Genomic DNA, 25,487 nt, shown 5'->3' with positions numbered 1-25,487 from the left:
CAGCAGGACAGTGAGATGCGGAAGGGTAAGTAGTATGGCTCAGGTAATGAACGGAACACGGCGAACATGGCTTCGCAGGGGGCTCTGGCTAAGCGTGGCTGTGACGGTGCTGGCCGCTTGCGGTTATGGCTGGAGTCATCGCGAGGCGGTGACCTATGAGACCGCAGCGGCGAGCACCAGGGATGTAGAAGCAACCGTCGCTGCTATTGGCGTGTTGCAGCCACGGCGGTATGTCGATGTCGGGGCTCAGGTTTCAGGACAAATCACGCGCATTTATGTCGCACCTGGCGATACCGTCAAAAGGGGTGATCGGTTGCTGGATATCGATCCCAGTGTCCAGCAGGCAGAAGTGGATGCCGGCAGAGCGTCACTGGCTGGCCTGCATGCCCAGCTGGCCGAAGAACAGGCGCAACTGGATCTGGCGCAAAAGAAGTTTCGACGTCAGAACATGCTGGTGCAAACCGGTTCTACCTCGCGGGAAAACGTTGACATCGCCCAGGCAGAGGTGCGGGCAACCCGCGCGCGCATACAGCGATTGCAGGCGCAGCTGGAACAGACCCAGGCGACACTGAAGGCTGATGAGGCTCGATTGGGTTACACGCGGATTTACGCGACCATGGACGGTACGGTGGTAACGCTGGATGCTCGCGAAGGCCAGACCCTGACCTCTACTTATCAAACCCCGAATGTGTTGCGCGTTGCCGATCTGTCCGGCATGACCGTTTGGGCGGAAGTGTCCGAAGCCGATATCGGGCTGATTACCGTTGGTATGCCGGTCACCTTCACCACGCTGGGCGGGCAGCATGATCATGAACCGCGTCAGTGGCGCAGTACCGTCAGGCAGATATTGCCCGCGCCGCCCAATTCAGCAGAACAGGCCGCTGATAACGGCAAGCCGGCAGCAGCCACCAAAGCGGTGATGTACACCGTCCTGTTCGACGTGAACAATGATGATGGCGCACTCATGCCCCAGATGACGGCGCAGGTAACGTTTGTTTCAGCACGGGCCGCTGACGCACTGGTCGTGCCGCTTGCCGCTATTGGTACAGAACGCGACGAGACCGGCCGCTATCAGCTGCGGGTGCTGGATCGCTCGGGAAAACCGCAGCCCCGGGCTGTTCGGCTGGGCATTCGCAGTCGCCATGAAGTGCAGGTGCTTGAAGGTCTGGAGCCGGGCATGCAGGTGGTGACCGGAGAGTCTGTCAGCAATACCATGCCGTGGTTCAAATGGTAACTGCACTGGAATCGTCACTTGCCGTGCCGCTGATTCAGTTGCGTGCACTGGATAAATATTATGGCGGCGCACATGGTGCGCCCAGAGCGCAAGTGCTGCAGGATATTCATCTGTCCGTGTATGCGGGTGAGTTTGTGGCCGTAGTGGGACCATCGGGTTCAGGTAAGTCCACCTTGATGCATATTCTGGGTTGCCTGGATAAACCCAGTGCCGGACAGTATCTGTTCGAAGGGCAGAATGTGTCCCTGCTGAATGCCGATGAACTGGCCCGGCTGCGGCGTGAGGCTTTCGGCTTTGTATTCCAGGGTTATCATCTGCTGGCAGAAAACACGGCGCTTGAAAATGTGCAACTGCCTGCTATCTACGCCGGTATGGGAGAGGCGGCCAGGCATGCCAGGGCCACCACACTGCTGACTCAACTGGATCTGGGCAAGCGCCTGCAGCACAGGCCGGGGCAGCTCTCAGGCGGCCAGCAGCAGCGTGTGTCCATTGCGCGGGCATTGATGAACGGTGGTCGTATTATTCTGGCCGATGAGCCTACCGGTGCGCTGGACAGTCGCAGCAGTGAACAGGTTATGGTGCTGCTCAGGCAATTGGCACAAGCCGGCCACACGATTATCCTTATCACGCACGACGCTAAAGTGGCGCAGCAGGCGGAACGCATTGTTGAAATTCGTGATGGCAGAATACTGAGCGATTCAGCAGCGGCGTCGGATACCTGCGTGCAGGATCCACCGAAACCGGCGGCATGTCCCGAATCGTGGACGAGCAACGATGGTGCCCACGCTGTTAAGGGCGTTCCGCCGGTTCCGGTGATGCCGGTCTTGCAAGCACCATCGCAATCACAACTGCAATCACATCACCCGCCGGATCATAATAGCAATGTGTTTCGGGCAGAACTGCGTGAAGCCTTGCGTATGGCCTGGCGTGGCATGCGCATGAATGCCGTACGAACCGGACTGACGCTGCTGGGTATTATTATCGGCGTGGCATCGGTCATCGTGATGCTGGCGGTAGGTGAGGGATCGCGTCAGACCGTGATGGGTCAAATGGGTGCGATGGGTTCGACCATTATGTATATGGGCAGCAGTTTTCCGCCAGCAGGTGGCCCCAGAGGGCAATTGTCAGAAGCAGATCTGGAAGCACTGGCAGCGCTGCCGGAGTTGCAGCACGTCATGCCAGTCATTGGCGATCCGATTATTGTGCGGTATGCCAATGCCGCAAGGCAGAATTATGTGTACGCTGCCGCTGCCGTCATGCCGGAAGTTCACCACTGGAAAGTTAAAAAAGGGCGCTATTTCACTGCCAGCGAAGACCGCGGGCTGGCGCCGGTGGTGGTGCTTGGTCACAAGGCCTGGAAATTCTTTTTTCCTGATATGGATAACCCCCTGGGGCGGCAGCTATTGATTGGCAGTGCGTCGTTCGAGGTGATTGGTATCATGTCTGAAAGAGGTGCCGATTCAGGCCTTCAGGACTATGACGATATGGTATTTATTCCTTATCAGGCGGGACGTGCGCGTGTATATCAGGCGCAAACGCAGCCCGACTATGTGGTCGTGCAGGTCAGGACCTCGGCGCTGGTGCTTCAGGCAGAGCAGAGTATCAGAACAGAACTGCTGGCCCGCCACGGCGGTCGTGAGGATTTTTCTATCGGTAACGCCGCAGCGCGACTGCTGGCCGAAGCGCAGGCACGCGATTCCATGACACTGATGCTGGGGCTGATTGCCGCTGTATCGTTGCTGGTTGGTGGTATCGGGGTGATGAATGTGATGCTGATGACCGTGAGCGAACGCACCAGGGAGATCGGCATACGCGTGGCAACCGGCGCCAGGCAGCGTGATATTTTGCGGCAGTTTCTGGTGGAAGCGCTGTTGCTGACCGTCAGCGGCGGTGCGGCGGGCGTCTTTTGCGGCATCGTGATCGGCATACTGTTGCTGCTGGCCGGCGTACCGCTGATTTTTTCACTGACCGCCATCCTGGGCGCATTCTTTTGCGCTGTGATCACCGGCATTGTATTCGGCTATGTGCCGGCAAAAAATGCGGCTCGACTGGATCCGGTCAGGGCGCTGGAAGCTCGTTGAGCGTTGTGACGATTTGCCGGTACACGCTTGAACGGACAGGTCTACGTAAAAATACAAACAAGGCTGCCGGATGTATTGAAATCGAAAAGCAATGTAAAGAGGCCCGATAGCATAATATTTCTGTATTAAGAATGATTATAATTTGCATTTTTAAATTTGTAATCAGGATAGGCAGGGAGTAGTACGGATGTACCGTTTTTACAGCACTATTTTAGAAACGGAAGAAAAAAATCAGGCTTGCCTGCGGGCCTCGGTGAAAACCGTGAGCAGGTTGCTTGGCGTTGGTGTTGTGCTGGCTACCGGCTTGCCGGCTGCAGTCAATGCCCAGTCCGCTGTACAAAAGCAGGCCCGGCGATGGGTACAGGAGCAGGTTCAACAAGGTGCCCAACCGGCAGACGGGGTGCCCGCCGCCGCTGTCGGCACAGCACCCATCTCAACGTTGTCGGCCGTTCATGCGACGCTGGCCGATGATGTCGTCACCGAAGGTACGCAGTCGTACACGGCGCTGGCAACCCGGGCCGGCACCGGCCTGACCTTATCCTTGCGTGAAACGCCGCAGGCAGTCACCGTTGTGACGCGTCAGCGCATGGAAGATCAGAATATGCTGTCGGTCAAAGATGTCATGACGGCAACACCGGGTATTTCGGTGCGCAATCAGGATAGCGAACGGTATAGCTTTTATTCACGTGGCTTTTTTATCACCAACTATTTGTACGACGGTATTCCTACAACCTACATGCCACAGTGGGCGGCAGGCGAGTCGCAAATGGATCCCATCATTTATGATCGCGTGGAAGTCGTTCGCGGGGCTACCGGTTTGCTGACGGGTGCCGGTAATCCGTCTGCGTCTGTCAATCTGGTACGCAAGCGCGCCGATAGCAGGCAGTTCAAGGCTGATTTGTCGCTGGGTGCCGGTTCTTTCGATACCTATCGGGCGACGACAGACCTTTCAACACCCCTGACCACAGAGGGCAATGTGCGCGGACGTCTGGTTGCCGCCTATCAGAAAAATCGCTCATTCCTTGATCGCTATCATTCGCAGCGCTCGCTTTTGTATGGCACCGTTGAAGCCGATCTTTCCTCGCGTACGGTTCTGCGTCTGGGCTTCAATTACCAGCGCAACGCGCCCAGAGTGACCACGGCTGGCGGCTTTCCCTTGTGGTACGCCGATGGCGGTCGTACCAACTGGGACCGGAAACTGAATGTTGGCGCCGATTGGAGCCGGTGGACCATTGTCACAACAGGCGCCTTCGCGGATCTGGAGCATGCGTTCGACAACGGCTGGAAATTCAATGCCATGCTGAGCTATAGCAAGCACCGGGCTGACTTCACATCGCAATTTATGACGGGTTTTCCGGACAGAAAAACGGGTCTGGGCATGTTTTCCTATCCCAGTAATCACTATGGATTTCGCCGGCAGCATAGCGCAGACCTGAAGGTATCCGGACCGATTCAATTGTTCGGCAGACAGCATGAACTGATTGTGGGCGCCAGCTTAAGCCGGCAGCGTACGGTGTTTCATCGGCTCGGTCCCCTCTCGGTGCCGGCCATCGGCAATTTTCTGCAATGGGATGGTTCTTATCCGGAGCCACGCTGGGGTGAGCCCGTTGCCGTGCATCAGAATCTGACCCGGCAAAGTGGCGTGTATGTGGCGACCCGCCTGAATTTGTCGGATGCGCTCAACGTGATTCTGGGTGGACGATACACACAATGGAGCGGTGATCAGACGGGCTACTCATCGCATCAATTCAGGAAAAACGCCATTACGCCTTATGCTGGTATTTTGTATGACCTGAGCGATAGTCTGACGGCTTATTTCAGCTATACCGGGATTTTCAATCCCCAGGAAGCGCAGGATCGCCATGGTCGCTGGCTGGATCCGCTGGAAGGGCGCAATTATGAAGCGGGCATCAAGGGCAGCTTTCTTGATGGCAGGCTGACCGCCAGTGCAGCCGTGTTTCAGACGGATCAGGACAATCTGAAACAAAAGGACACTGGCTACTTTGTTCCCGGCACAACGGAGCAGGCATACGTTGCCACCAACGGCACGCGCAGCCGTGGCTATGATCTTGAATTGTCAGGCGAGCCGCTGGCCGGCTGGAATATTATGACGGGTCTGACGCATTGGACAGCGCGCGACGGTAACGGTAATGTGGTTCTGTCCGAGCAGCCCCGTACGCTGTTCAAATTGTTTATGACCTACAGGCTTGCGGGCCGCTTGCAGGGCCTGACCCTGGGCGGTGGCGTGACCTGGCAAAGCAGTTATTACGCCATGGGAAGAGGTCCCAAGGGAAGTGAACGGGTATCGCAGGGGGCGTATGCGCTGGTGGACCTGATGGCGCGTTACCAGCTCAACCATAGTACGTCGTTGCAGGTCAATCTGAATAACCTGTTCAATAAAAAATACTACGACCAGATCGGCTTTTACAGCCAGGGCTCATGGGGCGCACCACGGAACGTGATGGCGACGCTCAGCTATAAATATTGAGTCTGGCAGATTGTGCGGCGGCGTTACGGTGATTAAATCGTAACGCCGCAAAGGGTAAAAGAACTGGCCTGAGTGAGAATTGGCCTAAGTGGCCGTAGCGGGGGGAGGGTACATGCCCTCAATTGCAGTTGAAATAGTGCCATTCCGTGGCCGCCCGCTGCTGGTGTAATAATGGCCTTTTTCATCGAACTGTCTTATTTTTGCCGCAATTATTACCCAATCAGACGATAAAAACGTTTAATCTATTGATTAAGAATGATTCTTATTATAATTTTCGATATTGATTGATCGAGCTATTGGCAGATAGGGAGTGAATTGCTGCGCGGAAAGTCGTGTGCGTACCTGTCGTTGTTCATGGGATCAACAAAAGACCCTCACAGATTAACCACAGGATGTATACCAGAACATGAAACCAGCATCACGCCACTTTCCTATATTGATTTTGCGCGCGTTGCCGCTGGCGCTTTGTGCGTCCGGGGCGGCAGTGTATGCCCAAACCGTATCGGCGCCTGCCGCCAGCGATGCAACCCGCCTTGAGGCAATCAATGCGACCGATGAGAACGTGTCGGTTTCTGTACCCACGCCCGAGACGTATGCCGGCGGGCAGGTCGCCACCGGTGGGCAGGCGGGTATTCTTGGTAATGCGGACAACATGAGTTCTCCGTACATGATCAACAGCTATACCTCGAAACTGATTGAAGACCAGCAGGCCCGCACATTGGGAGACGCGATCAAGAATGATCCTACCGTGCAGGTTGGTAACGGTTATGGCAATTTTGCCGAAACCTTTGTGATACGGGGCTTTCCGTTGAACAATGATGATCTGGCGTTCAATGGTCTATATGGTATTTTGCCGCGCCAGGTACTGCCCACGGAAATGGTGGAGCGTGTCGAAGTTTTCAAGGGAGCCAGTGCTTTTTTGAATGGCGCCGCACCTGGCGGCAGTGGTCTGGGCGGTTTGATCAATATCCAGCCCAAGCGTGGCACCGATGAGCCGCTGACCCGCTTGAACGTTGATTACACAGGGCGCGGGCAGGTGGGTGGCGGCGTGGATATTGGCCGTCGCTGGGGAGACGCCGGTCAGTTCGGTCTTCGCCTTAACGCTGCACATCGTGATGGTGAGATGTCCACCAAAGATGCCGATTCAAAGACCTCTGTTGTCACACTGGGGCTGGACTATCGTGGCGAGCGGCTGCGTGCATCGCTTGACGTTGGGTACCAAAGGGTTCGTTTTGATCAGGCGCGGCCAACCATCACGCTTACGGGCGACGGTGTTCCTGATACCCCTTCCAGCAGCGTGAATTATGCGCAACGCTGGGCCTGGTCGAAACTGGAGAGCACTTATGCGGTCGCAAGGGTCGAGTACGATCTGAGCGAGAACTGGATGACTTATGCCGCTATCGGCACCAGTCGCGACAAGGAAGACGGGCTTTATGCAGGTGCCAAGGTCAATGGTGATGGTATTGGTGCACATAATCCATTGCGTACACCCTATATACGCAATAGCACAACCGGTGAGGTGGGCTTGCGCGGGCGCTTTATGACTGGTTCTGTGGGGCATCAGGTGAACCTGGGCGTTTCGGCTTTGCGCACAAGCAATCACAGCGCCTATCAATTTTTCGCCAGCCAGGATCGTGATATCTTCAACCCGATAGACTCCCCTTATCCGGACCAGATCACCTCGTCCGGCGGCGATATTGATAACCCGGGTAAAGTGGAGCGGTCCATACTGCGCAGTATTGCCCTGTCTGATACGCTGTCGTTTCTGGACGAGCGCATACTGCTGACGCTGGGCCTGCGCCACCAGAACCTGCGCTACACCGCCTATGATTACACGGGTACGTCTAGCTCAGACTACGACAAATCCATCATTACGCCGTTCGCGGGCCTGGTTTTCAAAGCGACTAATAACGTATCGCTTTATGCCAATTATATTGAAGGTCTGACACGTGGCGAGACGGCATCGCTGACCGCAGACAATCGCAACGAGGTATTCAAGCCGTCACGCACCAAGCAGATTGAAGCCGGCATTAAAGTGGATATGGGCGATTACGGCGCCAGCCTGGCTGCCTTTCAGCTGGAAAAACCGGAGTTCTATCTGGATAGTAAGACCAATATTTTCGGGCCTGCCGGAGAGCAGCGCAACCGGGGGGTTGAACTGAGTGTGTATGGCCAGCCGGCAGAAGGGGTCAGGCTTGTAGGTGGGGTGACGTTCATGAATGCCCGCCTGCAGAAAACTCAGGATGGTCTGAATGACGGCAATCACGCGCCCGGCGTGCCTCGCCTGCAGGCGACCCTGGGCGCCGAGTGGGATCCCGCATTTGCGCCCGGGCTCACTTTACAGGGTTATATTACCCATCGCAGCAAGCAGTACGTTAACAAGGAAAATGAAGGCACCATTCCCGCGTGGACGCGCGTGGATCTGGGCGCACGCTACACGACAGAAGTGGCAGGAAAGGAAACGACTTTCCGTTTCGGGGTCGACAATATATTCAATAAACGTTATTGGGCAACCGTTGCACCACAGTATGGTCAGTTAACAGCCGGAAATGGCCGGACGGTAAAAGCGTCGGTATCGCTCAACTTTTAGCACTTCCGGGCTTGCCCACACCGAGGCAAGATCAGCGGCCGCCTGAATAACGCATCGCTCTGGTGTTATTCAGACGGCTTTTTGTTTGCGAAACGAACCATGAGCAGTTCGTCGCTATAGCCGGTTTCGTCCTTGAGTGCGTTGGGTTCTTTGCCGTAGACCTCAAAGCCGGCCTGCTGATACAACCTGAATGCCGCCATGTTTTCAGCCGTTACTGAAAGGGTGATCTGCTCGTAATGCTGGTTACCATACGCCAGCAGTTCTGTCAGCAATGCCTGCGCAATGCGCTGGCCGCGAACCTGTGACGCAACGAAGACGCCCCACACAAAACCTTTATGGCGCTCGCGAACCCCAAGCCATGGCGCCAGCCCGGCCGTACCGACGATCGTGCCGCCTTTGCTTGCCGCCCACACTTTACTGCTGCACAGGCGATCCTCAAAAAAAGTCAACGGCTGAGCTGATTCTGCGGCATAGCTGGAACCAAAGGCTTGTGGCGCATCCTGCAAGGCAGTGAGCCGAAACTGGCGAAAGGCAGCCGCATCGTTAGCGTCAAGAACGGTTATTTCAAATGAATCCATATTGCATGTGTATAGGAAAAGAGCTTCTTGTCGATCATACGTTAAATGCGGCCGAGGTGGTGGCCTGGCGCATGAGCGGCCAGTCAATGGGGCGTGGCTGAACCGCCTTCAGATTGTGTTAAGCGGGATTTTCAGGTAGCGCACGCCGTTGTGCTCGGGTTCGGGCAGCTTGCCACCGCGTACGTTCACCTGTATCGAAGGCAATAACAGTTTTGGGGTGGACAGGGTCGCATCGCGCTGAGTGCGCATGATGACAAATTCGTCCTCTGATACCCCTTCGTGCACATGGATATTCTGCCTGCGTTGCATTTCAATCGTGGTTTCCCATACAAATTCATCACGGCCTGGCGCCTTGTAGTCATGGCACATCAATACCCGCGCATCGCCGGGCAGGCGAAGCAGGCGTTGAATCGATTGATATAGTGTGCGTGCATCGCCACCAGGAAAATCACAACGCGCAGTTCCATAGTCTGGCATAAACAGGGTGTCGCCGACGAACACACAGTCGCCGATAATATAGGCCAGACAGGCCGGGGTGTGACCGGGTACATGCAGAACGGTCGCCTGCAACGCACCGATTGTGAATGTGTCGCCATCGTCGAACAGATGATCGAAGTCGTCGGCCTTACCGCTTTGTGAGCCTTGCGTGTTGTATATCTCTGCGAACGTGTTCTGAACCAGACCAATATGCTTGCCGATGGCCAGTTGTCCGCCCAGTTGCGCGGCCAGGATTGGGGCGGCCGATAGATGATCTGCATGTGCATGTGTTTCCAGCAGCCATTGCACTTGTAATTGATGCAAGCGGACGTAGTCGATGATTGGCTGCACCGACGCTGCCGAGGTTCTGCCCGAGGCGGCGTCGTAGTCCAGTACGCTGTCGATTACCGCACAATGCCTGTCATTGGGTGCGTGTACGACATAGCTGATAGTGTTGGTCGCTTCGTCAAAAAAGCTCTTCACCACTGGCTTGCGCATGGGGTCGTGAAGGGTGTTAATGATTTGTTGCGATGCCTTCTGGCACGCCGGATCATGAGAAAGGAGAGACATCGTAGGCTCCGGGTAGCAGGATGACTATGTTATTTAATTACTTACGGTAATAAGTTTATATTCAAATATAATAACAAAATTACTGGTAAGCGTCATGCAGATTGGTTGATATCTTATGTTTGAATGGCTTGTTTCAGCGCATGCCGCCGGTGGTGTGGCAATATAGCCGGCTATTCATGGCGTGCTTCGACAGTGGAAGTGGCAGGCGGCAGGATGTGGCCGGGCGCCTGATCAGATAGAGCAGGTGGTGTATAGCGTTGCATATTTACCTGCCTGTCTTGCCAGACATGGAAACCGCCAATAATCAGCAGTGCGGATAGCACAGGAATCAGCAAGGCGCCAGCGGATAGCTCATGTTTTTTGCCGGTATGGTAGCGGACACCCGCAATACACAGGGTCAGGGTGCTGAGCAGCATGCCGCCGAGCACATCTGAAAACCAGTGTGCCCCAAGATAGATACGCGAGGCTGCCACCAGCAGAGCGAATCCCATCGCGGCGCACACAGTAAGGATTCGCGTGGTGTGTTTTTTGATGCAGGGGTAAATCAGGATGCAAAGCAGGCCGTACAGCACGAGATTGCTGGTAGTATGACCGCTGGGAAACGAATAGGCGGTCCAGCCGGAGTACATCATGTCGCCAGGGCGCGTGCGTACAATGGTCGCCTTGATGGCCGTGTTGATCAGTCCGGCGCCGGTGATGGTGAGCAACCAGTAAGCGGCGGTGCGCCAGGCTTTGCTGACCAGCAGCCGGAATGCGACCACGCCGGCGATAACGGTCACCATGAATGTGTCGCCCAGCTGCGTGACTGTAATCAGGATATGATCCAGCCAGGGCGTACGTAACAGCTGCAGTTGCCGATAAACTGTCTGGTCGATAGCGAACAGCCGGCCATCGGTGCGCACATTGATCAGAACGAGTAAAAACAGGGCACAGGCCAGCGCAGCAAGATAATACGGCCAGTAGGACCGGATGCGGATCATGGGATACATTGTCATGCAATAGCGCCGTGTAGTTGGGGACAAGCCAAGGCTTGTCCACTTGAAGCGACAGAAGATAAAATCATACCTGTTTCAATCGTTTTAGAGGGTGCAACATGCGTCATTTCATCTTTAAATCTCTCGTTCTTGCAACATGGGGCAGTCTTGCTTTTGCAGGCCAGATTTATGCTGCCGATCTTTATCCTGCGGATCTGGCAAACCAGGAGCCCCAGGCCGCTAATGCCTTTGCCGGCCTCACCAAAGCACTTGTCAGTAAGCACGCGTGGGTAAAGAATTACGGCGTGACAATACCCGTTGAAGACACTACGCTGGGTAGTGAAAGTTACTGGCGGCTGTCTGGTTGCAAACCGCATGACTGCCCATCTGAAAAATATGTGGTGTTGATTTCGAAAAAGAACAACCACGCAGTGGGGGCATTTTTAACGAACCAGCTGGCGGCAACGGGCAATGTATCGGACAGTACGATTCAATGGCTTGGTCAGCCAACCGATGAGCAGGTGGCTGAGCTGGCAACTGCCTTGTTTCCTGCGCCAGACAATTAATCGAGAGGTTTCGCCGCTATCGCATGCGGCGCGACCCATGCTGACAAGGCCGCCATTATCGCCACTGTCGCCATTACCGCCATTACCGCCATTACCGATTTTCGGCTGCACGATGCCTTTGTCAAGCAGGCTTACAGTGACTGCTTAAAGACATCGTTCGGAACTCGCTCAGAATGCGTTTAAAGTCCGCCTAGTATCTGATAGGCAATGGCCAGCCGGTCTGCGTTCGGATAGTTTTTGTTGGCCAGGATCACAATGCCTATTTTGCGTTTCGGCACGAAGGCTACATACGCGCCGAATCCATTGGTCGATCCTGTTTTATTAATCCATACATCGTCGCGGGGAGCCATGGGTGGAGTCAGCGCTTTTACCGGTTGTGGTGATAGCGCAAAGTCAGCAGAATTGCCGTGCTGTAAAGAAGCCAGTGTCACGGGGTATGGGTACTGTTCCCAAATCAGATCCTGCGTCATGGCTGCAGTCTGGAAATATCCTGTGTGCGTATTCGTTACTGCCTTCTGTAATTGCTCGTCCACATCTGCCATGTGCATATTTATTTTCAGGAAGCGAACCATATCGGCGCTGGTGGATTTTGCACCATACGCTTCTGCCCAAAGTACGCCTTTGCTTACACGCGTTGGCGTGTCCTGACTGGTGTAGCCTTGAGCATAATTGTTCACCTGCTGATCGGGAATATCAATGTAAGTGTTGCTCAGCCCCAGCCCCGCGTATAACTGTTTTTCCATCAACGGTATGAAATCCTGGCCCATCGCTTTTGCCGTTATCAGCCCCAGCATGCCTATGCCCGGATTGGTATAGGTTCTTTTCGTCCCTTTCTCAAAAGGTGGCTTCCACTGCTGCAGATAGGACATCAGTTGCACATTGTTTCCGATCTGTTCAGGTACCTGTAGCGGGAAACCGCCGGGCGTATGCGTGCCTAATTGCATCAGGCTAACCGAGCCAAACTCAGTTTTCTGCATTTTCGGCAGATAGCTCTCGACGGTATCGGACAGCTTCAGATATCCCTTGACCTGGGCATAGCTGGCCAATGTCGCTGTAAAGGTTTTGCTGATTGAGCCCAGTTCAAAAAGCGTGGAAGAGGTGACCGCACTTGCTGTTTGTCTGGAGGCTACGCCGTAATTGAATAAATAGGTCTTGTCTTGCGCAATCACACCTACGGCCATACCAGCAATGTTGTGCTTTTTCATTACAGGGGCAACGGCTGCGTCCACCTGTTTTTTTACAGCGGCTTGTTCCGGCGCGGCATGGCTGGCTGTAGCCGCCATGATGCCTGTTATTAAAGTAAGACGAGTCAGCAATGTGGGCAGGTGAGCAGTCATGAGTAGATGTATAAGAAAGAAAAAGGAAACAGATGCATCTCGCATTGTCGTTTATAGCCCTAAGGCCGGTGGGTACAGATTGGTAACAAATGGCGAGTGTCGGCGTGCAGGGCGGCACAGCGGCGAGTATAGATGTATAGCGGGCGAATAATCCCATTGGCCCGGATCATTATATGTCGAAACGAATGTCAACTTATTTCAGATCAAGGAAATTCTCGTTGCGCCCGTGTAAACTTCGGGCCGTACGTATGAATATTCACCTATCCAACGTACCCTTTGCCCTGGCCAGAAATGGCCAGGTTTTTTTTTACTATTTTGGAATGTGAAGAAGTGCCTTTGAATGATTCAATCGCATTTCGCTACCGCGTAACGACCTGATCATTGAACGCTCGCCAGACAAGACCGGATGCATACTGATGCCTGCAAAGCAGGATGGAGGCAGGCGCAGAAAAAAAATCTCCCATTAGTCCGTAGACCAATAGGAGAGCAAGGAATGTAAAAACAACGTTTTTTAAAAATAACCTTGTTAAAAAAAGTCGCTAAAAAATGTCTTCAAGTAACACTTATAAATTGCGTCCTTCAAGCACATCATTCAAGCGTATCATTCAACAACTTCAGCACTAAGCAGCGCGTACGGCTTTTTGAACGTCTGCATCAACCCAGTATGTGTAGGTACGCAGTACGGTCAGTTCCAGCGTTGCTTCATCAGTGCTGTTGATCAGGGCAGCAGGAATCACTGCTGCGCCATTGGTCCAGCGCATTGCGGTACCTTTCACGTCCTGCACGGCGTTCAGGCCGGTCAATGCATCATCTGTCAGGCTGATTTCATGACGATCTGTTGCAGTGGTGATCGCTATCATTGCCAGGCCAACACCGATCTTACGCAGGTCACGACGAGCCAGCGGTGTGACGTCACGAACCACGGCAGCGCGTGACAGAACGCGGACATCGCCGGCATTCGCAGGCAGCGCAAAGCGATACACGCCTTCTTTGCTGAATGCGGGTGTGGCGTGAACAATCTGACCATTCACTTCAATGCACAGCGCGGCGTCTGTCGTACGCACCGCACCGGTCATCGCTTCCGCACGCACCAGCAATTGTTTGCGAATGGCTTCGACAACAGGCCCTTGCTGCGCAACCGTAATACCTTCAACAACGGGGCGACCCTCTGCAGGACCGAAATCCGGGTTCATGGCCACTTCAGCGGCGTTCTGGAACATATTGCGGTTACCGGTATCGACATAAGACTCGGCAGGTACGCCTTCGGCAAGCATGATGTCAAACTGTTCAAGCTCAACGTGGAAGTATTCGAATTTCTGGGTGTCGAATTGCTGCACAATGGTCTGGCCGTTGACCAGCATCATGGCAGGGACCAAAGTGCCGTTGAACGACACATGGTGGCCTGGAGACAATGTCAGGTCGCGGTGTGGCACGTTGCTGGCGATGGCATCTTTCTTGAACAGAATAGGGAAGGCACGTACTGCATCCTTGGCAGGAATGCGGCTTTTGTGCAAGGTGCGATGACCCAGCCATTTGACTGTGGCAACGCCACCGGAAGCGGTCAGCACTTTGTCGCCGGCTTTCAGTGTTTCAACCTTCACTTCACCTTCTGGGGTGGCAATGTGCGTGCCTTTAAGGTAGCACGCATAGGTCATGGTGCCGCCTTCAAAGGTGACTTTTGATAAGTCCTGTCCACTCGCATTAAAGGAGCCAACCACGCGGCCATGATCATCGCGGAATACAAGATTGTTGCCTTCTACCGCACCTTGTGTTGCGCCGTTTACCTGGATCTGGTCACCGGCAGACAGTCCGGCAATTTTTGGTGCGCTGGAAAAATCCACCTGAACACCGCCCGGGTTGTAGATTAATGTTGATGTGCCGCTGCTACCCATGTCGAATGTGGTCGAATTGGCTGCGCCAGCGCCAATACTGGCTGGTGCGTATTCAAGCGTTGAACCTTCGCCCAGATTATATTCACTGGTTTGACCAATACTCAGATCAAAGAATTCAGAGATTTTTACATGCGCATTTTCACCCAGAGTCAGCGTTGATTTGCCGCCAATCGGGATCAGGCGTGTTTGCGTCAGGTCCAGAACGTCATCGGAATTTGTTGAGTTATTGATTGTGAGCGACGTGTTGCCTGCGATGCTATCGACGGTCAATTTTTCATCGCCTGGATAGGTACTTTGATCTATCGTTTTGTTCGCAGAAGTAAAACCGCCAAGTGTTATTTTTGCCATGAGCTTACTCATCCATATGAAGTAAAAAGCTTGTTAATTTGAAAATCCAGTGGCTTTAATAATCTTTACAATTGGCATAAAGTTAATGTATTCAATTGTAATAGTCGTTAAGGCAACGCCAGTCTAGCCAGCGCCGATGGAAGCGGCAACGAAACATTTACAAGAAATGTCAGGGCGTGACATTCCTTGACTGTGTTCCCATAGATATCAATATTTATTTGTTGTTGGTTATCTGCGAAGCGGCATGTATTAAAGCTTATAGCGCGATAGGTATTTTATGAGCGACTACATTGCATCGTCAGAATGCGACGATTCTGCTTTTTGGCCAGTCGTGTAATACCGGCGCAGAGATTTCTCCCATTGGATCGCCTCAGGATCTCCATAGGCAACATGCTGGAATTTGAATTGTTTGAAAATGTACCAAAGTCGGCTGTTAGTCTGGGGTTTTGTCTCCCAGGCAAATATTTTTCCGTCCTTGTTCATGGTCAGAAATTTAGTCCACTGTGGGACAATGATGAGCGTATCGTAGTAACTGACGATTTTTACCGATTGCTTGATCAGCATAGCTAGTATTCCACTGCCATTGGCCGTTTTTTCTTTGTTGCGAGAGATGAGCCAGGCGTTGCTTATAAAAGCGTAATGTAACGCCTTGTGTTTTTTTTGAATGTCAATAAGTGAAAAGCACGGGCGGCAGGGAAATGAAGCGACCAGGCCCGATCAAATGTCTTTTTAGAACAAAATTCAGGGTTTCTTCATAAAAAAACCAGTGGCCTGAAAGCACAGCACGCTCGCGAGAGTCATGCGCAAATAGGATGGTAACGTAACTTATAACGTATTGAAGCCCGCCCCACAACTGGATCTGCGCTGGGTGGAATACATTTATGCTGATGTAAAAGGAGAGCTGCAGACGTGGCAGAATATGATGTTGATACTTGCTGGAGATAGCAATTTCGATTTAACAAAAAAAACCTCACACAAGAATTGGGCGAGGTAGTTTTTTTGGGTCACAACACTGAGTGCATTGTAAAAATTAATTTGCTCAGTGCGTACAGCGCTTAATTTTTGCAAATATTGTCGTCTGTTCGCGGTTTGAATATTACGCCTGTATCTAAAATTTTCAATATAACGTTTTCCCCAATGCGTGTTATATCTGGCGCTTTAGCTGGTGATGCGGCCGTCAGCGTTAGCACTGGTTTAAAAATCATGTGACGAAGCGACGGCACATATTCTTGCGATTACATTATTTTATTTTGCTGCTTCAGCCATGGAGTACAGTGATCCAAACCCGATTCATCAATCATTAAATTTAACGACGATATGTTTATAAGGTTCATACGTCATTGTAAAGTTGACCTGATACGACTGATACGAATTAGCAACAGCGTCGCCGGCTACCGGAAAATCTCATAGGTGGACTTTTCAATCGATTATTCAGCGCAAAATAGTTTTTCTATTGCAAATGCAAAAAATGAGGTCAGAGAAGTAAAGGATAAATATGTGAGATTGTGCGGAGGTTTTTAAGGATTGCACGACTTGATGAACACGCATGTCTGGCAAGTGGCCATTGCATGTTAATGCAACTATATTGCTGCGCGAGCATATTGAATAAAGAGTTTTTGTGGAAGTAGCAATATTATTAATATTTTATATAAGGTTACAAGTAGCAATAATATATTTAAAAATATATTGCAAATGTAAAATAAAACGCGCAGACTTTGCATCGTAGTGTGATGAATAATTATTATGAAATATAAACACTGAGACCCAACAGTATTAGCGTCCAAAATAAATTTATAAAAAAATAGATATGTATATCTAATTGAAATTAAATAATAAACTGGCTAAGGCGCTTTGCGAAGAAGTTATCTCATGCTCCAATATTTTCGATAAATGAACAAGGGGAATCGGCCGATAGCCCTGGCCGGTACCATTAAAACGAATAAAACCAGGTAACTAATTAATTCTTATATATTACTAAAATTAAATATCGTAAATAAATATATGTAACCAACATCGGTTGTCTGGTCGCAGGTTTCGGGCCGGATAAATCAGCGGTCCCTATCAGTCTCCAGTACGCTTAGTGCGTGGATCAACAGAGAAATTGCTGCTTTATTTGACCTGAAAACCGGACATGGGGTCCGGGACATTAACGCTATATATCCTTCAAGGAGCAGCAAAATGAAAAAACTACTATTAATCTCTGCATCTGCTTTGGTAATGGCTTCAAGCGGCGCATTCGCCGCAACGGTGACCGGTGGTTTTTACGGTGCCGGTGGTACAGCAGGTAGTTCAGCTGGTGGGGGCTCAAGTGCAAGCGGTATCCAGGGTTCGGCTCTGGCAGGGGCAGCAGGCAACACTTCAGCATCTCAGAACGTTACTTCGTCAGGTGCTCAGGTCCTTGGCAGTTTTAATGGTGTCCAAACAACCACCGGCGGTAGCTCAACCTCAACGCAAACCAATGTGGGCGGTGCGTTGGGTCTGGCAGGGCAGACCTCCAGTGCTGGTGCCGGAGGCGGGTTTAACTCAGGTGCGACCGGCAACTTCGGTACTATTGGTGGTTTCTTGAGCTGGTAATCAACACCTCTCCTGATTCAACAATAACTCATCGTAACCAGACCTTGTACCCACAAACTCAGACGCATCGAATGGCTTCATTGCGCCGGAGCAGAACACGAGCCTGGTTACCTGATCGAATAAACGTTAGTTGATACGGCAACTTAAGGAGTTGAAAATGAAAAAACGATTATTGTTATCAGCGCTGGTGCTTGCATCCACGGCCGCTTCAGCACAAACCTTTACGATTGGTGCGTATGCTGTAAACGGGGGCGCGGGAAGTACAGCCAGTGGTGGTTCTTCGGCTTCCGGCAGCCAGGGCTCGATTGGCACGTCGGCAGCAGGCAATACTTCTGCTGCGTCCAATCAGACCGCATCTGCTGCACAGGTAATGGGGGGGCCAGGCGGTGTGGCAACACAGACCGGCGGACAATCTGTTTCCAGTCAAACCAATGCCGGCTACTCCCTCGGATTCGCTGGACAAACATCGAATGCGTCCGCAGGTGGGGGCTTTACAGCAGGCGCGGGAGGCAACTTTGGAACGATTGGTGCCTTCGCTCAGTGGACACCTTAAGGCGAGTGCAAATTGCATTAGCACTTGATAAACGAAACCATCTTCTTGGAGAGAGCATGCTCTCTCCTTAAGGGAATTACCATGAAAATGATACTTGTCCTTACGCTTGGGTTGCTGCTGTCACCTCAGGTGTTTGCCCAATCGGCCGGTGCTATCTCTGGTTCTAATTCAAACGCCAATAGTGGCTCAAACGCCAGCTCCAATCAGTCTGCGGATTCCGGTGCGGCAGCGGTGGTTGATCTAACCTTCGGTGGTTCTGAGCAAAGGCGCACCCAGACGATTCACACAACCCCCAATGTCTATGCGCCGCCCAGCATGTTTGGGGGCGTGAACAACTGCGGCCAGTCAAGCACATTTGGTATTGGCGCTACCGGCTTCGGTATAGGTGGATCGCTGGCGGGTGAATCGGATGCGTGTAATGCGCGTGAAGATACCAGTATTGCCTACAAGCTTGGATATAAAGACGTAGCGGATATGCGTTTCTTCTGCTTCGGAGAAGACGTCAATCGCAAAGCCTATGAGGCTACCGGTAGAACGTGTCCAAACTATGCAACCGCAAAAGGTTTGCCGGAACGGCCAGTGGCTGCTGCTCCTGCCAGGATCAACAACAGGCAAAGTCAGGGCAATGCCAGTCGCGTCGTTGCAGCGACACCGGTTAGCAGTTCGCAAGTCTATGCAGACCGACCAGCGCTGCAGCCCCAAAGTACGCAGGATCTTCGCGCCTTTTACGGTTCGAACTGATCATGCCAGTCTGGACTCGATCAATGTCGGATCAACTGTTAGTGAGGCCGAAATATGTTCGGTATTCCAAGGCAAGGAAGCGTTAACGTGCAGTTAAGGCATCCAGGGAATCAATCAGGGCGTCGCTGCCAAACAGAACGGCAGATGACGGCGCCCTGTAATCGGCCATTCGGGAAAAGTAGTTGAAATTCTGGGGGCAGTTACCATTGCATGTAATGCTCCGGTGAAAAACTGCTCATGTGATAACAATCAAAATCACAAATGAGTATGATCATGGAAGATGAAATCAAACGCTGGACAGCCAAGCGTAAAAGCGCATTGGTGCTGGACCTTATCCAGGGCAAAACGACGGTTTCAGAAGCCAGTCGCACTTATGGTTTGCCACCGTCCGAGGTGGAGAACTGGGTAGACGAGGGCAAACGCGGGATGGAAAATGCGCTGAGAGTGAATCCTTTGGATCTCAAGGATCACTATGAGCGTCAGCTCAAACAATTGCAGCAGGCATACGGAGAAGCGATGCTGGAGCTGCGAGCGAGCAAAAAGATACAGTCCATGCTGGACGAAGAAGACAAGTGATTGAGCTGATCACGTCCGGTAACAGAAGCCTGATTTTATCACGCCTGAGTCGGGCGAGAATATGCATAGCGAGTAAAATAGCGGTGTTGGCATGCGACACTGCCAGATAGCAGGCGAGCCAATCATAATTTAGTCAATTAAATTTTACCTGAACTATTTGGACATCGCTATGGATCAATTATTTGCAAGATTCGCGACCGTTATTGCCCATGCAACCGGCAGTCCTATCACCTTCATTCTTTGCGTCGCGGCGGTTCTGCTTTGGGCCATTTCAGGTCCCTTCTTTGGGTTTTCAGAAACCTGGCAACTCGTGATCAATACCGGAACAACCATCATTACGTTTTTGATGGTGTTTCTTATACAGAATACACAGAATCGGGACAGTGCCGCGCTGCAGACCAAGCTGGATGAACTTATTCGATCATCGGACGCAGAAGACCAGTTCATGGGTATTGAAACAATGACAGATAAAGAGCTGGAAGCACTGCATGAAAAATGCGAGCGTCAGGCCAAGCACTCGCAGATGATGCTGCAAAAAACCCACGCAGAAAGGCGCGCGCGCAAAAGTCGAAAGAGTTAGCTGCTCGCTGAATGCGACGCTACTGAAAGGGCGGCGTGTTGACCACCATAGTTGAATGGGCTATGGCCAGCAACGTAGTAAACGATGCTCACAGCTGTAATTTTTTATCGGCAGGGAGGCAGTCCGGCCGGTATTCAAGGAAAAATGATGGCTTTCAGAAGCCAGTCGCACTTATGGTTTGTCACCGTCCGAGGTGGAGAACCGGGTAGATGAGGGGAAACTCGGGATGGACAATGCGCTGAGAGTGAATCCTTTGGATCTCAAGGATCACTATGAGCGTCAGCTCAAACAATTGCAGCAGGCATACGGAGAAGCGATGCTGGAGCTGCGAGCGAGCAAAAAGATACAGTCCATGCTGGAAGAAGACAAGTGATTGAGCTGATCTGCTTGAGGATAAAAGCAGTCCTCACCTGATGCGCTACGCGGTATGCGTGGATATTGGAAAAGTATTTATCACTCGTGCAGAAAACCGCGGAAAACATCAGCCGCGGTTCTGGGCTTAAACTGATTCAAAGTTAGCGCGAGTATTTAATTTGCGAGTTTAATGTCTGCCTCACGAATAAGGTTACCCCAAGTCTCATGCTCAGATCCTGCAAAGTGTTCCAATTGTCCCGGTTGCATTGGCATCGGCTGAATTCCAATTTCAGAGAATTTTTGTCGAATGGTGTCAGATGTTAATGCGTCATTGAGCGCTTTGTTCAACATAGCCAGCCTTTCCTTCGGCATGCCTTTGGGGCCGACCAGGCTTTGCCAGGCATAGGCTTCGAATCCTTTGACACCGGCTTCATCAAAAGTGGGTACGTCGGGTAAGATAGCCATGCGCTCTGGCGTTGCAACGGCAAGCACTTTAATTTTCTTTGCGCGAATCACGGAAATAGAGGGCGGCAAATCAACGAACATTGAATTGATCTGACCGCTCATAAGATCCTGCACAGCTGGTGCTGAACCTTTGTATGGCACATGCAATAGATTCAGTTTCTGCTTGTGGTTGAATAGTTCAATGGCCATATGCAAGGGTGAGCCATGCCCCGACGAGGCAGAGGTGATTTTGCCAGGTTCTTTTTTTACCAAGTCTACGAATTGCGCCAGGTTGTCCGCTGGAAAAGCATTGTTTACTGCCAGTACAATAGGCATTTTTCCGAGGCCTCCGATGAAAGAGAAGTCTTTCATGGCATCATAGGTGAGCGATTTATACAAAGCCGGATTGAAGGCCAGTGTTCCCGAATCAACCGTACCGATCGTATAGCCATCTGGTGTTGCACGAGCAATGGCTGTGGCGCCAATAATGCTTGCTGCACCTGGTTTATTTTCAATCACAATCGTCTGTTTCAGCGTTTTTCCCATTTCAGTTGCCAGATGCCGTGCCATGACATCTGTTGTACCGCCTGCGCTGTATGGTACGATCCAGCGAATTGGTTTATCCGGAAAGGTCTCGGCTTGCGAATTGGCAGAAAATAGCAACGTAAAGCCAACGACGACTGATCTGATAAATTGGACTTTTTTCATTTTGATCTCCTTTTTTATAACGTAGTAATTGCGTTTTTATAACGGCATGATTATTTGTCTTGCTGTGTTGTTTCCAATTTGTAGGCAAGCGATAAAAAGAGTATTTGAGCCAAACACATTGTTGCTGTCAGGGTTCTGAAAGATAGTGTCTGAATATCCGTACTACACAGCAGAAGATGAGTGAAGTGGCTGATGGGCGATAGGGCAGCATCGCTGATAAGTACTATTGACGCTCCGGATTCTTTTGCGTGACGAAGGCAAGTCTGGGTTTGCTCGGCGTAGGGGGCAAAACTGATTGCAAGCAATACGTCCTCGCTATTCATCGTCCGCATATATTGTTCGGGTACGCCACCAAGCCCGTTGAGAAAAACAACTTCGCGTTCAAGATTTTGTAATGCGTAGACCAGATAGGATGCAATGGGCAGCGATCTGCCCATGCCTGCAATATAGATTTTTCGTGCTTGAGCCAGTGCTGTCGCAGCGTTGTCCAATAGAGCCTGATCCAGGCTGCTCTGCAGGTCCTCAAGGCTTTTTATTCCGTTGGAGACGAGTTTGTCGGTCAAGGTCAGGGAGTCATGGGTGTTATCACCGGAAAGTTCCTGGCGGACGCGGTCGCGGTATTGTTGATGCTTGGGTATAACGGTGAGCAACTGGTCGGTAAAAACCGCCTGCATTTCGCTATAGCCCTTGAAGCCAAAACGCTGGGCAAAACGCACAACAGCTGATGATTGCACCGAGCAGGCCTGCGCAATGTCTTGTACTCGCAATACGGGAATTTCATCCTGATGGCTTTCTACAAAGGTTGCAATTACCTTGAGTTGCTTCGGCAAATCGCTGTACTGATTGGCCAGCGTGTTTAAAAAATTCTCTGCTGTCATTGGCTTTTTTTGCATTGTGTGATTGGCTGCAGTGTAATACAAATAGAATAAGAATTCTATATATTTAAATATTAGAAATATTATTGCTTTTTCTGTTTGGTATCGCTATAGTGGCGTTTCAGCATCTATTGGCAGGTTTAAAGAATAATGACAGTCAATCAATACCCTCGTTTTCAGGAAAATAGAGCTCTTGACGTAATTTGTCTGGGTCGATTAGCCGTAGACTTATATGCGGAACAGGTCGGTGCCAGGCTTGAAGATGTGCATTCATTTTCCAAGTACCTTGGCGGCTCATCAGGCAACATCGCATTTGGAACGGCCCGTTTGGGCTTGAAGTCGTCCATGCTGACCAGAGTGGGGGACGACCATATGGGTCGCTTCCTGACGCAAACGCTGAGCAATGAAGGTTGCGACGTCAGCCACGTAGCTGTTGATCCACACCGTTTGACTGCATTGGTATTGCTGGGCATTAAAGACAGAGACACCTTCCCATTGGTTTTCTATCGGGAAAACTGTGCAGATATGGCCGTGTCAGAAGACGATTTTTCGGAAAGCTACATTGCGTCTTCCAAATCCTTGCTTATTACCGGAACGCATTTATCTAATCCAGATGTCTTGCGTACCAGCCTGCGTGCGCTACAGTATGCTCGAAAGCATGATGTCAAAACGGTGCTTGATATTGATTACCGTCCTGTGTTGTGGGGGTTGACCGGGCAAGCCGATGGTGAGACGAGGTATATCGCAAGTGTAGCGGTATCTGCGCGGTTGCAGCAAGTGCTGGGTAATTTTGACTTGATTGTTGGTACCGAAGAAGAAATTCAGATTGCTGGTGGTACTTCGAATATTGTTGATGCACTTAAGGCCATTCGCAATGTGACTGCGGCAACGATTGTGCTAAAACGCGGTGCTGATGGATGTAATGTCTTTGAGCATAACATTCCGGATTTGCTACCACCTGTTTATCCAACGTTCAAAGTGCAAGTCTTTAATGTATTGGGGGCGGGCGATGCTTTCATGTCTGGCTTGCTCAAGGGGTGGATTGACGGCCGCGACTGGGAACAATCCTGTCGCCTGGCTAATGCGTGTGGCGCACTCGTTGTATCCAGACACGGTTGTGCGCCGGCGATGCCAACCCCTACTGAACTGGAATACTTCTTTTCTCGGGACAACAACCGGGCGAATCTGGAAAAGGACGCGTTGCTGCATAGATTGCATCGCGTCTCCCGCAAGCGGCGGGAATTGGAGAATATTTTTGTTTTCGCGTTTGATCATCGTAGCCAGCTGATCGATTTGGCCGAACAGGTAGACGTAGGGTTGGAAAAAATATCAGAATTGAAATCGCTGTTTGTTGAGGCAGTTAAAGCGTCCGAGCAAAAGTACCGCCACTGTTTTGGGGAAAATGATGCAATTGGTATTCTGGCCGACGAGCGATTGGGGCAGGACGCACTGAATGAGGCAACTGGTCGCGGGTGGTGGATCGGTCGGCCAGTCGAGTTGCCGGGATCTATGCCGATCGAGTTCGAGTACGGTCGTAGCGTAGGCTCGAATCTGAGCCACTGGCCAAACGAGCATATCGCAAAATGCCTGGTTTATTACGATGTAGATCAGCCTGCACCGGTGAGAGATGAGCAAGAGGCACAGATGATGTCGCTTTATCACGCTACACAAATCAGTGGTCATGACTTACTGTTGGAAATTATTCCGCCACAAGATGACACGAAAAGCCGTGACGAGCAAATTATTCGTGCCATCGCACGTTTGTATGAAATCGGTGTTTCACCCGATTGGTGGAAGATTGAAGCCCTGTCTTCGGATGGCTGGCAAGCGCTAAACGAGCTGGTCAATAGGAACGATCCCTATTGCAAGGGCGTTGTTCTGCTCGGGTTGGCTGCTCCGCTGCAATCAATTGCGAAAAGTTTTGAGATAGCTGCCCAGTGGCCTTTGTGCAAGGGGTTCACCGTGGGACGATCAATTTTTCATGAGCCAAGTAAAGCCTGGTTGGAAAAAACAATTACTGATGAACAGTTAAAAGTTCTTGTACGTAAAAATTTCGAATTTCTATTTGATGCCTGGCTTGCTGCCAGATCAGGGCAAGAAGGAGAACGTAAATGTCATTGAAAGTGAAAGCAACCGCCAATACCTTGGTGGCTGATGTACCAAAAGGAGCCGGCGGTTTGAACTATGTTGGTTTTCAGGCGTATCGGTTCGATGAACAGAAAACCATGGAATTTCATAGCGAAGCCAATGAACTTTGTCTGGTCATTCTCAGTGGTAAGGCATCACTACAGATAACAGGACCGAACGGTACTTATCATTGGGACGATTTGGGTGATCGAACGTCAGTTTTTGAGGATAAATCTCCTTATGCGGCATACATTGCTCCATATTCAGACGTTAAGGTAATTGCGCAGAAGGGGTGTGAACTCGGTGTTGCTATTGGCCCGGGAAACAATGGGCAATATCAGTCACGTCTGATTCGCCCGGAAAGCATGAAACGATCCAGTCGCGGACAGGCAAGCAATACACGATATGTATGCGATATCTTGCCTGAAACCGAACCGGCACACAGTCTTTTGGTTGTTGAAGTTATAACGCCATCAGGAAACTCGTCAAGCTATCCTCCGCATAAACATGACCGTGATGCCATTCCGCAGGAAAGCGCATTGGAAGAAACCTATTACCATAGACTGAATCCTCCTCAGGGGTTTGCGTTCCAGCGGGTATATACAGACAACCGTGATATCGATGAGGCAATCTGTGTTGAGAATCATGATGTAGTTAAGGTTCCAAAGGGTTATCACCCTGTTGTGGTGCCGCATGGTTATACGTCGTATTATTTGAATGTGATGGCGGGTCCAAAACGAGTTTGGCATTTTTATAATGATCCCGAGCACGAATGGATGCTAAAGGGTTAAGTTCATCCCGGCAGCTTGCTGCCCCATTT

The 25,487-nt window shown here is 51.3% G+C and carries 20 protein-coding genes and 1 pseudogene; 13 read left to right on the top strand and 8 right to left on the bottom strand.

Going from position 1 to position 25,487, the window contains the following annotated elements:
- Positions 1-34: 34 nt before the first annotated feature.
- From MIM_RS13460 to MIM_RS13445, 4 genes are all read left to right on the top strand, one after another.
- The gene (locus MIM_RS13460; RefSeq protein WP_281177990.1) at positions 35-1,234 is read left to right on the top strand and encodes an efflux RND transporter periplasmic adaptor subunit; all 1,200 of its coding nucleotides are present in this window, start codon (positions 35-37) and stop codon (positions 1,232-1,234) included.
- On the top strand, positions 1,228-3,315 hold the full coding sequence (locus tag MIM_RS13455; protein ID WP_025373278.1) for a MacB family efflux pump subunit: 2,088 nt from the start codon (positions 1,228-1,230) through the stop codon (positions 3,313-3,315). The genes MIM_RS13460 and MIM_RS13455 overlap by 7 nt, the downstream gene beginning before the upstream one ends.
- A 262-nt stretch (positions 3,316-3,577) precedes the next feature.
- The gene (gene fhuE, locus MIM_RS13450) at positions 3,578-5,803 is read left to right on the top strand and encodes a ferric-rhodotorulic acid/ferric-coprogen receptor FhuE (RefSeq protein ID WP_245592749.1); all 2,226 of its coding nucleotides are present in this window, start codon (positions 3,578-3,580) and stop codon (positions 5,801-5,803) included.
- Positions 5,804-6,209: 406 nt separating this feature from the next.
- The gene (locus MIM_RS13445; RefSeq protein WP_025373276.1) at positions 6,210-8,393 is read left to right on the top strand and encodes a TonB-dependent receptor; all 2,184 of its coding nucleotides are present in this window, start codon (positions 6,210-6,212) and stop codon (positions 8,391-8,393) included.
- A gap of 65 nt (positions 8,394-8,458) precedes the next feature.
- Here MIM_RS13445 and MIM_RS13440 read toward each other — a convergent pair whose 3' ends face one another.
- The 3 genes from MIM_RS13440 to MIM_RS13430 form a co-directional block, all read right to left on the bottom strand.
- Complete coding sequence (locus MIM_RS13440) at positions 8,459-8,971, bottom strand: GNAT family N-acetyltransferase (RefSeq protein ID WP_025373275.1); 513 nt, start codon at positions 8,969-8,971, stop codon at positions 8,459-8,461.
- Between the two features lie 108 nt (positions 8,972-9,079).
- Positions 9,080-10,018, bottom strand: a complete 939-nt coding sequence (locus tag MIM_RS13435) for an MBL fold metallo-hydrolase (protein ID WP_025373274.1) — start codon at positions 10,016-10,018, stop codon at positions 9,080-9,082.
- Between the two features lie 170 nt (positions 10,019-10,188).
- Positions 10,189-11,013 carry a phosphatase PAP2 family protein gene (locus MIM_RS13430; RefSeq protein WP_025373273.1) on the bottom strand — a complete coding sequence of 275 codons (825 nt, stop codon included), beginning with the start codon at positions 11,011-11,013 and terminating at the stop codon, positions 10,189-10,191.
- Positions 11,014-11,111: 98 nt separating this feature from the next.
- Here MIM_RS13430 and MIM_RS22190 point away from each other — a divergent pair, with 98 nt between their 5' ends.
- Positions 11,112-11,558, top strand: a complete 447-nt coding sequence (locus MIM_RS22190) for an Ivy family c-type lysozyme inhibitor (RefSeq protein WP_025373272.1) — start codon at positions 11,112-11,114, stop codon at positions 11,556-11,558.
- A gap of 179 nt (positions 11,559-11,737) precedes the next feature.
- Here the strand turns inward: MIM_RS22190 and ampC are convergent, their stop codons facing one another.
- The 3 genes from ampC to MIM_RS13410 all read right to left on the bottom strand — a co-directional run bounded on the left by ampC (position 11,738) and on the right by MIM_RS13410 (position 15,699).
- On the bottom strand, positions 11,738-12,895 hold the full coding sequence (gene ampC, locus MIM_RS13420) for a class C beta-lactamase (protein WP_025373271.1): 1,158 nt from the start codon (positions 12,893-12,895) through the stop codon (positions 11,738-11,740).
- A 620-nt stretch (positions 12,896-13,515) separates the two neighbouring features.
- Entirely contained in the window at positions 13,516-15,135 is a 1,620-nt protein-coding gene (locus MIM_RS22185; protein ID WP_025373270.1) for a Hint domain-containing protein, read from the bottom strand.
- A 285-nt stretch (positions 15,136-15,420) separates the two neighbouring features.
- Positions 15,421-15,699, bottom strand: coding sequence for a hypothetical protein (locus tag MIM_RS13410; protein WP_025373269.1), 279 nt, complete (start codon positions 15,697-15,699; stop codon positions 15,421-15,423).
- A 1,614-nt stretch (positions 15,700-17,313) separates the two neighbouring features.
- Between MIM_RS13410 and MIM_RS13405 the strand changes: the two genes are divergently transcribed.
- The 6 genes and pseudogenes from MIM_RS13405 to MIM_RS13380 all read left to right on the top strand — a co-directional run.
- On the top strand, positions 17,314-17,709 hold the full coding sequence (locus tag MIM_RS13405; RefSeq protein WP_025373268.1) for a hypothetical protein: 396 nt from the start codon (positions 17,314-17,316) through the stop codon (positions 17,707-17,709).
- Positions 17,710-17,866: 157 nt separating this feature from the next.
- Positions 17,867-18,262 carry a hypothetical protein gene (locus MIM_RS13400; protein ID WP_025373267.1) on the top strand — a complete coding sequence of 132 codons (396 nt, stop codon included), beginning with the start codon at positions 17,867-17,869 and terminating at the stop codon, positions 18,260-18,262.
- Between the two features lie 81 nt (positions 18,263-18,343).
- Positions 18,344-19,003 carry a hypothetical protein gene (locus MIM_RS13395; RefSeq protein ID WP_025373266.1) on the top strand — a complete coding sequence of 220 codons (660 nt, stop codon included), beginning with the start codon at positions 18,344-18,346 and terminating at the stop codon, positions 19,001-19,003.
- 261 nt (positions 19,004-19,264) lie between these two features.
- Positions 19,265-19,579: a DUF1153 domain-containing protein gene (locus tag MIM_RS13390; RefSeq protein ID WP_025373265.1), complete on the top strand. Its 315-nt coding sequence runs from the start codon at positions 19,265-19,267 to the stop codon at positions 19,577-19,579.
- 169 nt (positions 19,580-19,748) lie between these two features.
- Entirely contained in the window at positions 19,749-20,159 is a 411-nt protein-coding gene (locus tag MIM_RS13385; RefSeq protein ID WP_025373264.1) for a low affinity iron permease family protein, read from the top strand.
- Positions 20,160-20,310: 151 nt separating this feature from the next.
- Positions 20,311-20,532, top strand: a pseudogene (locus MIM_RS13380) (DUF1153 domain-containing protein); the annotation flags it as partial.
- A gap of 155 nt (positions 20,533-20,687) precedes the next feature.
- Here MIM_RS13380 and MIM_RS13375 read toward each other — a convergent pair.
- Both MIM_RS13375 and MIM_RS13370 read right to left on the bottom strand, forming a co-directional pair.
- A complete protein-coding gene (locus tag MIM_RS13375; RefSeq protein WP_025373262.1) occupies positions 20,688-21,665 on the bottom strand; it encodes a Bug family tripartite tricarboxylate transporter substrate binding protein in 978 nt (325 codons plus the stop codon).
- Between the two features lie 50 nt (positions 21,666-21,715).
- Entirely contained in the window at positions 21,716-22,543 is an 828-nt protein-coding gene (locus MIM_RS13370; RefSeq protein ID WP_042070324.1) for a MurR/RpiR family transcriptional regulator, read from the bottom strand.
- Positions 22,544-22,690: 147 nt separating this feature from the next.
- Between MIM_RS13370 and MIM_RS13365 the strand changes: the two genes are divergently transcribed.
- Both MIM_RS13365 and iolB read left to right on the top strand, forming a co-directional pair.
- A complete protein-coding gene (locus MIM_RS13365) occupies positions 22,691-24,661 on the top strand; it encodes a bifunctional 5-dehydro-2-deoxygluconokinase/5-dehydro-2-deoxyphosphogluconate aldolase (protein WP_025373260.1) in 1,971 nt (656 codons plus the stop codon).
- Positions 24,652-25,458, top strand: coding sequence for a 5-deoxy-glucuronate isomerase (iolB, locus tag MIM_RS13360; protein ID WP_025373259.1), 807 nt, complete (start codon positions 24,652-24,654; stop codon positions 25,456-25,458). Before MIM_RS13365 ends, iolB begins: the two co-directional genes overlap by 10 nt.
- Positions 25,459-25,487: the final 29 nt, after the last annotated feature.

The organism is Advenella mimigardefordensis DPN7 (genome assembly GCF_000521505.1).
Taxonomy (GTDB): Bacteria; Pseudomonadota; Gammaproteobacteria; order Burkholderiales; family Burkholderiaceae_B; genus Advenella; species Advenella mimigardefordensis.
Note: the sequence above shows the minus strand (reverse complement) of the source record. Positions and strands in the feature narration are given on the sequence as shown.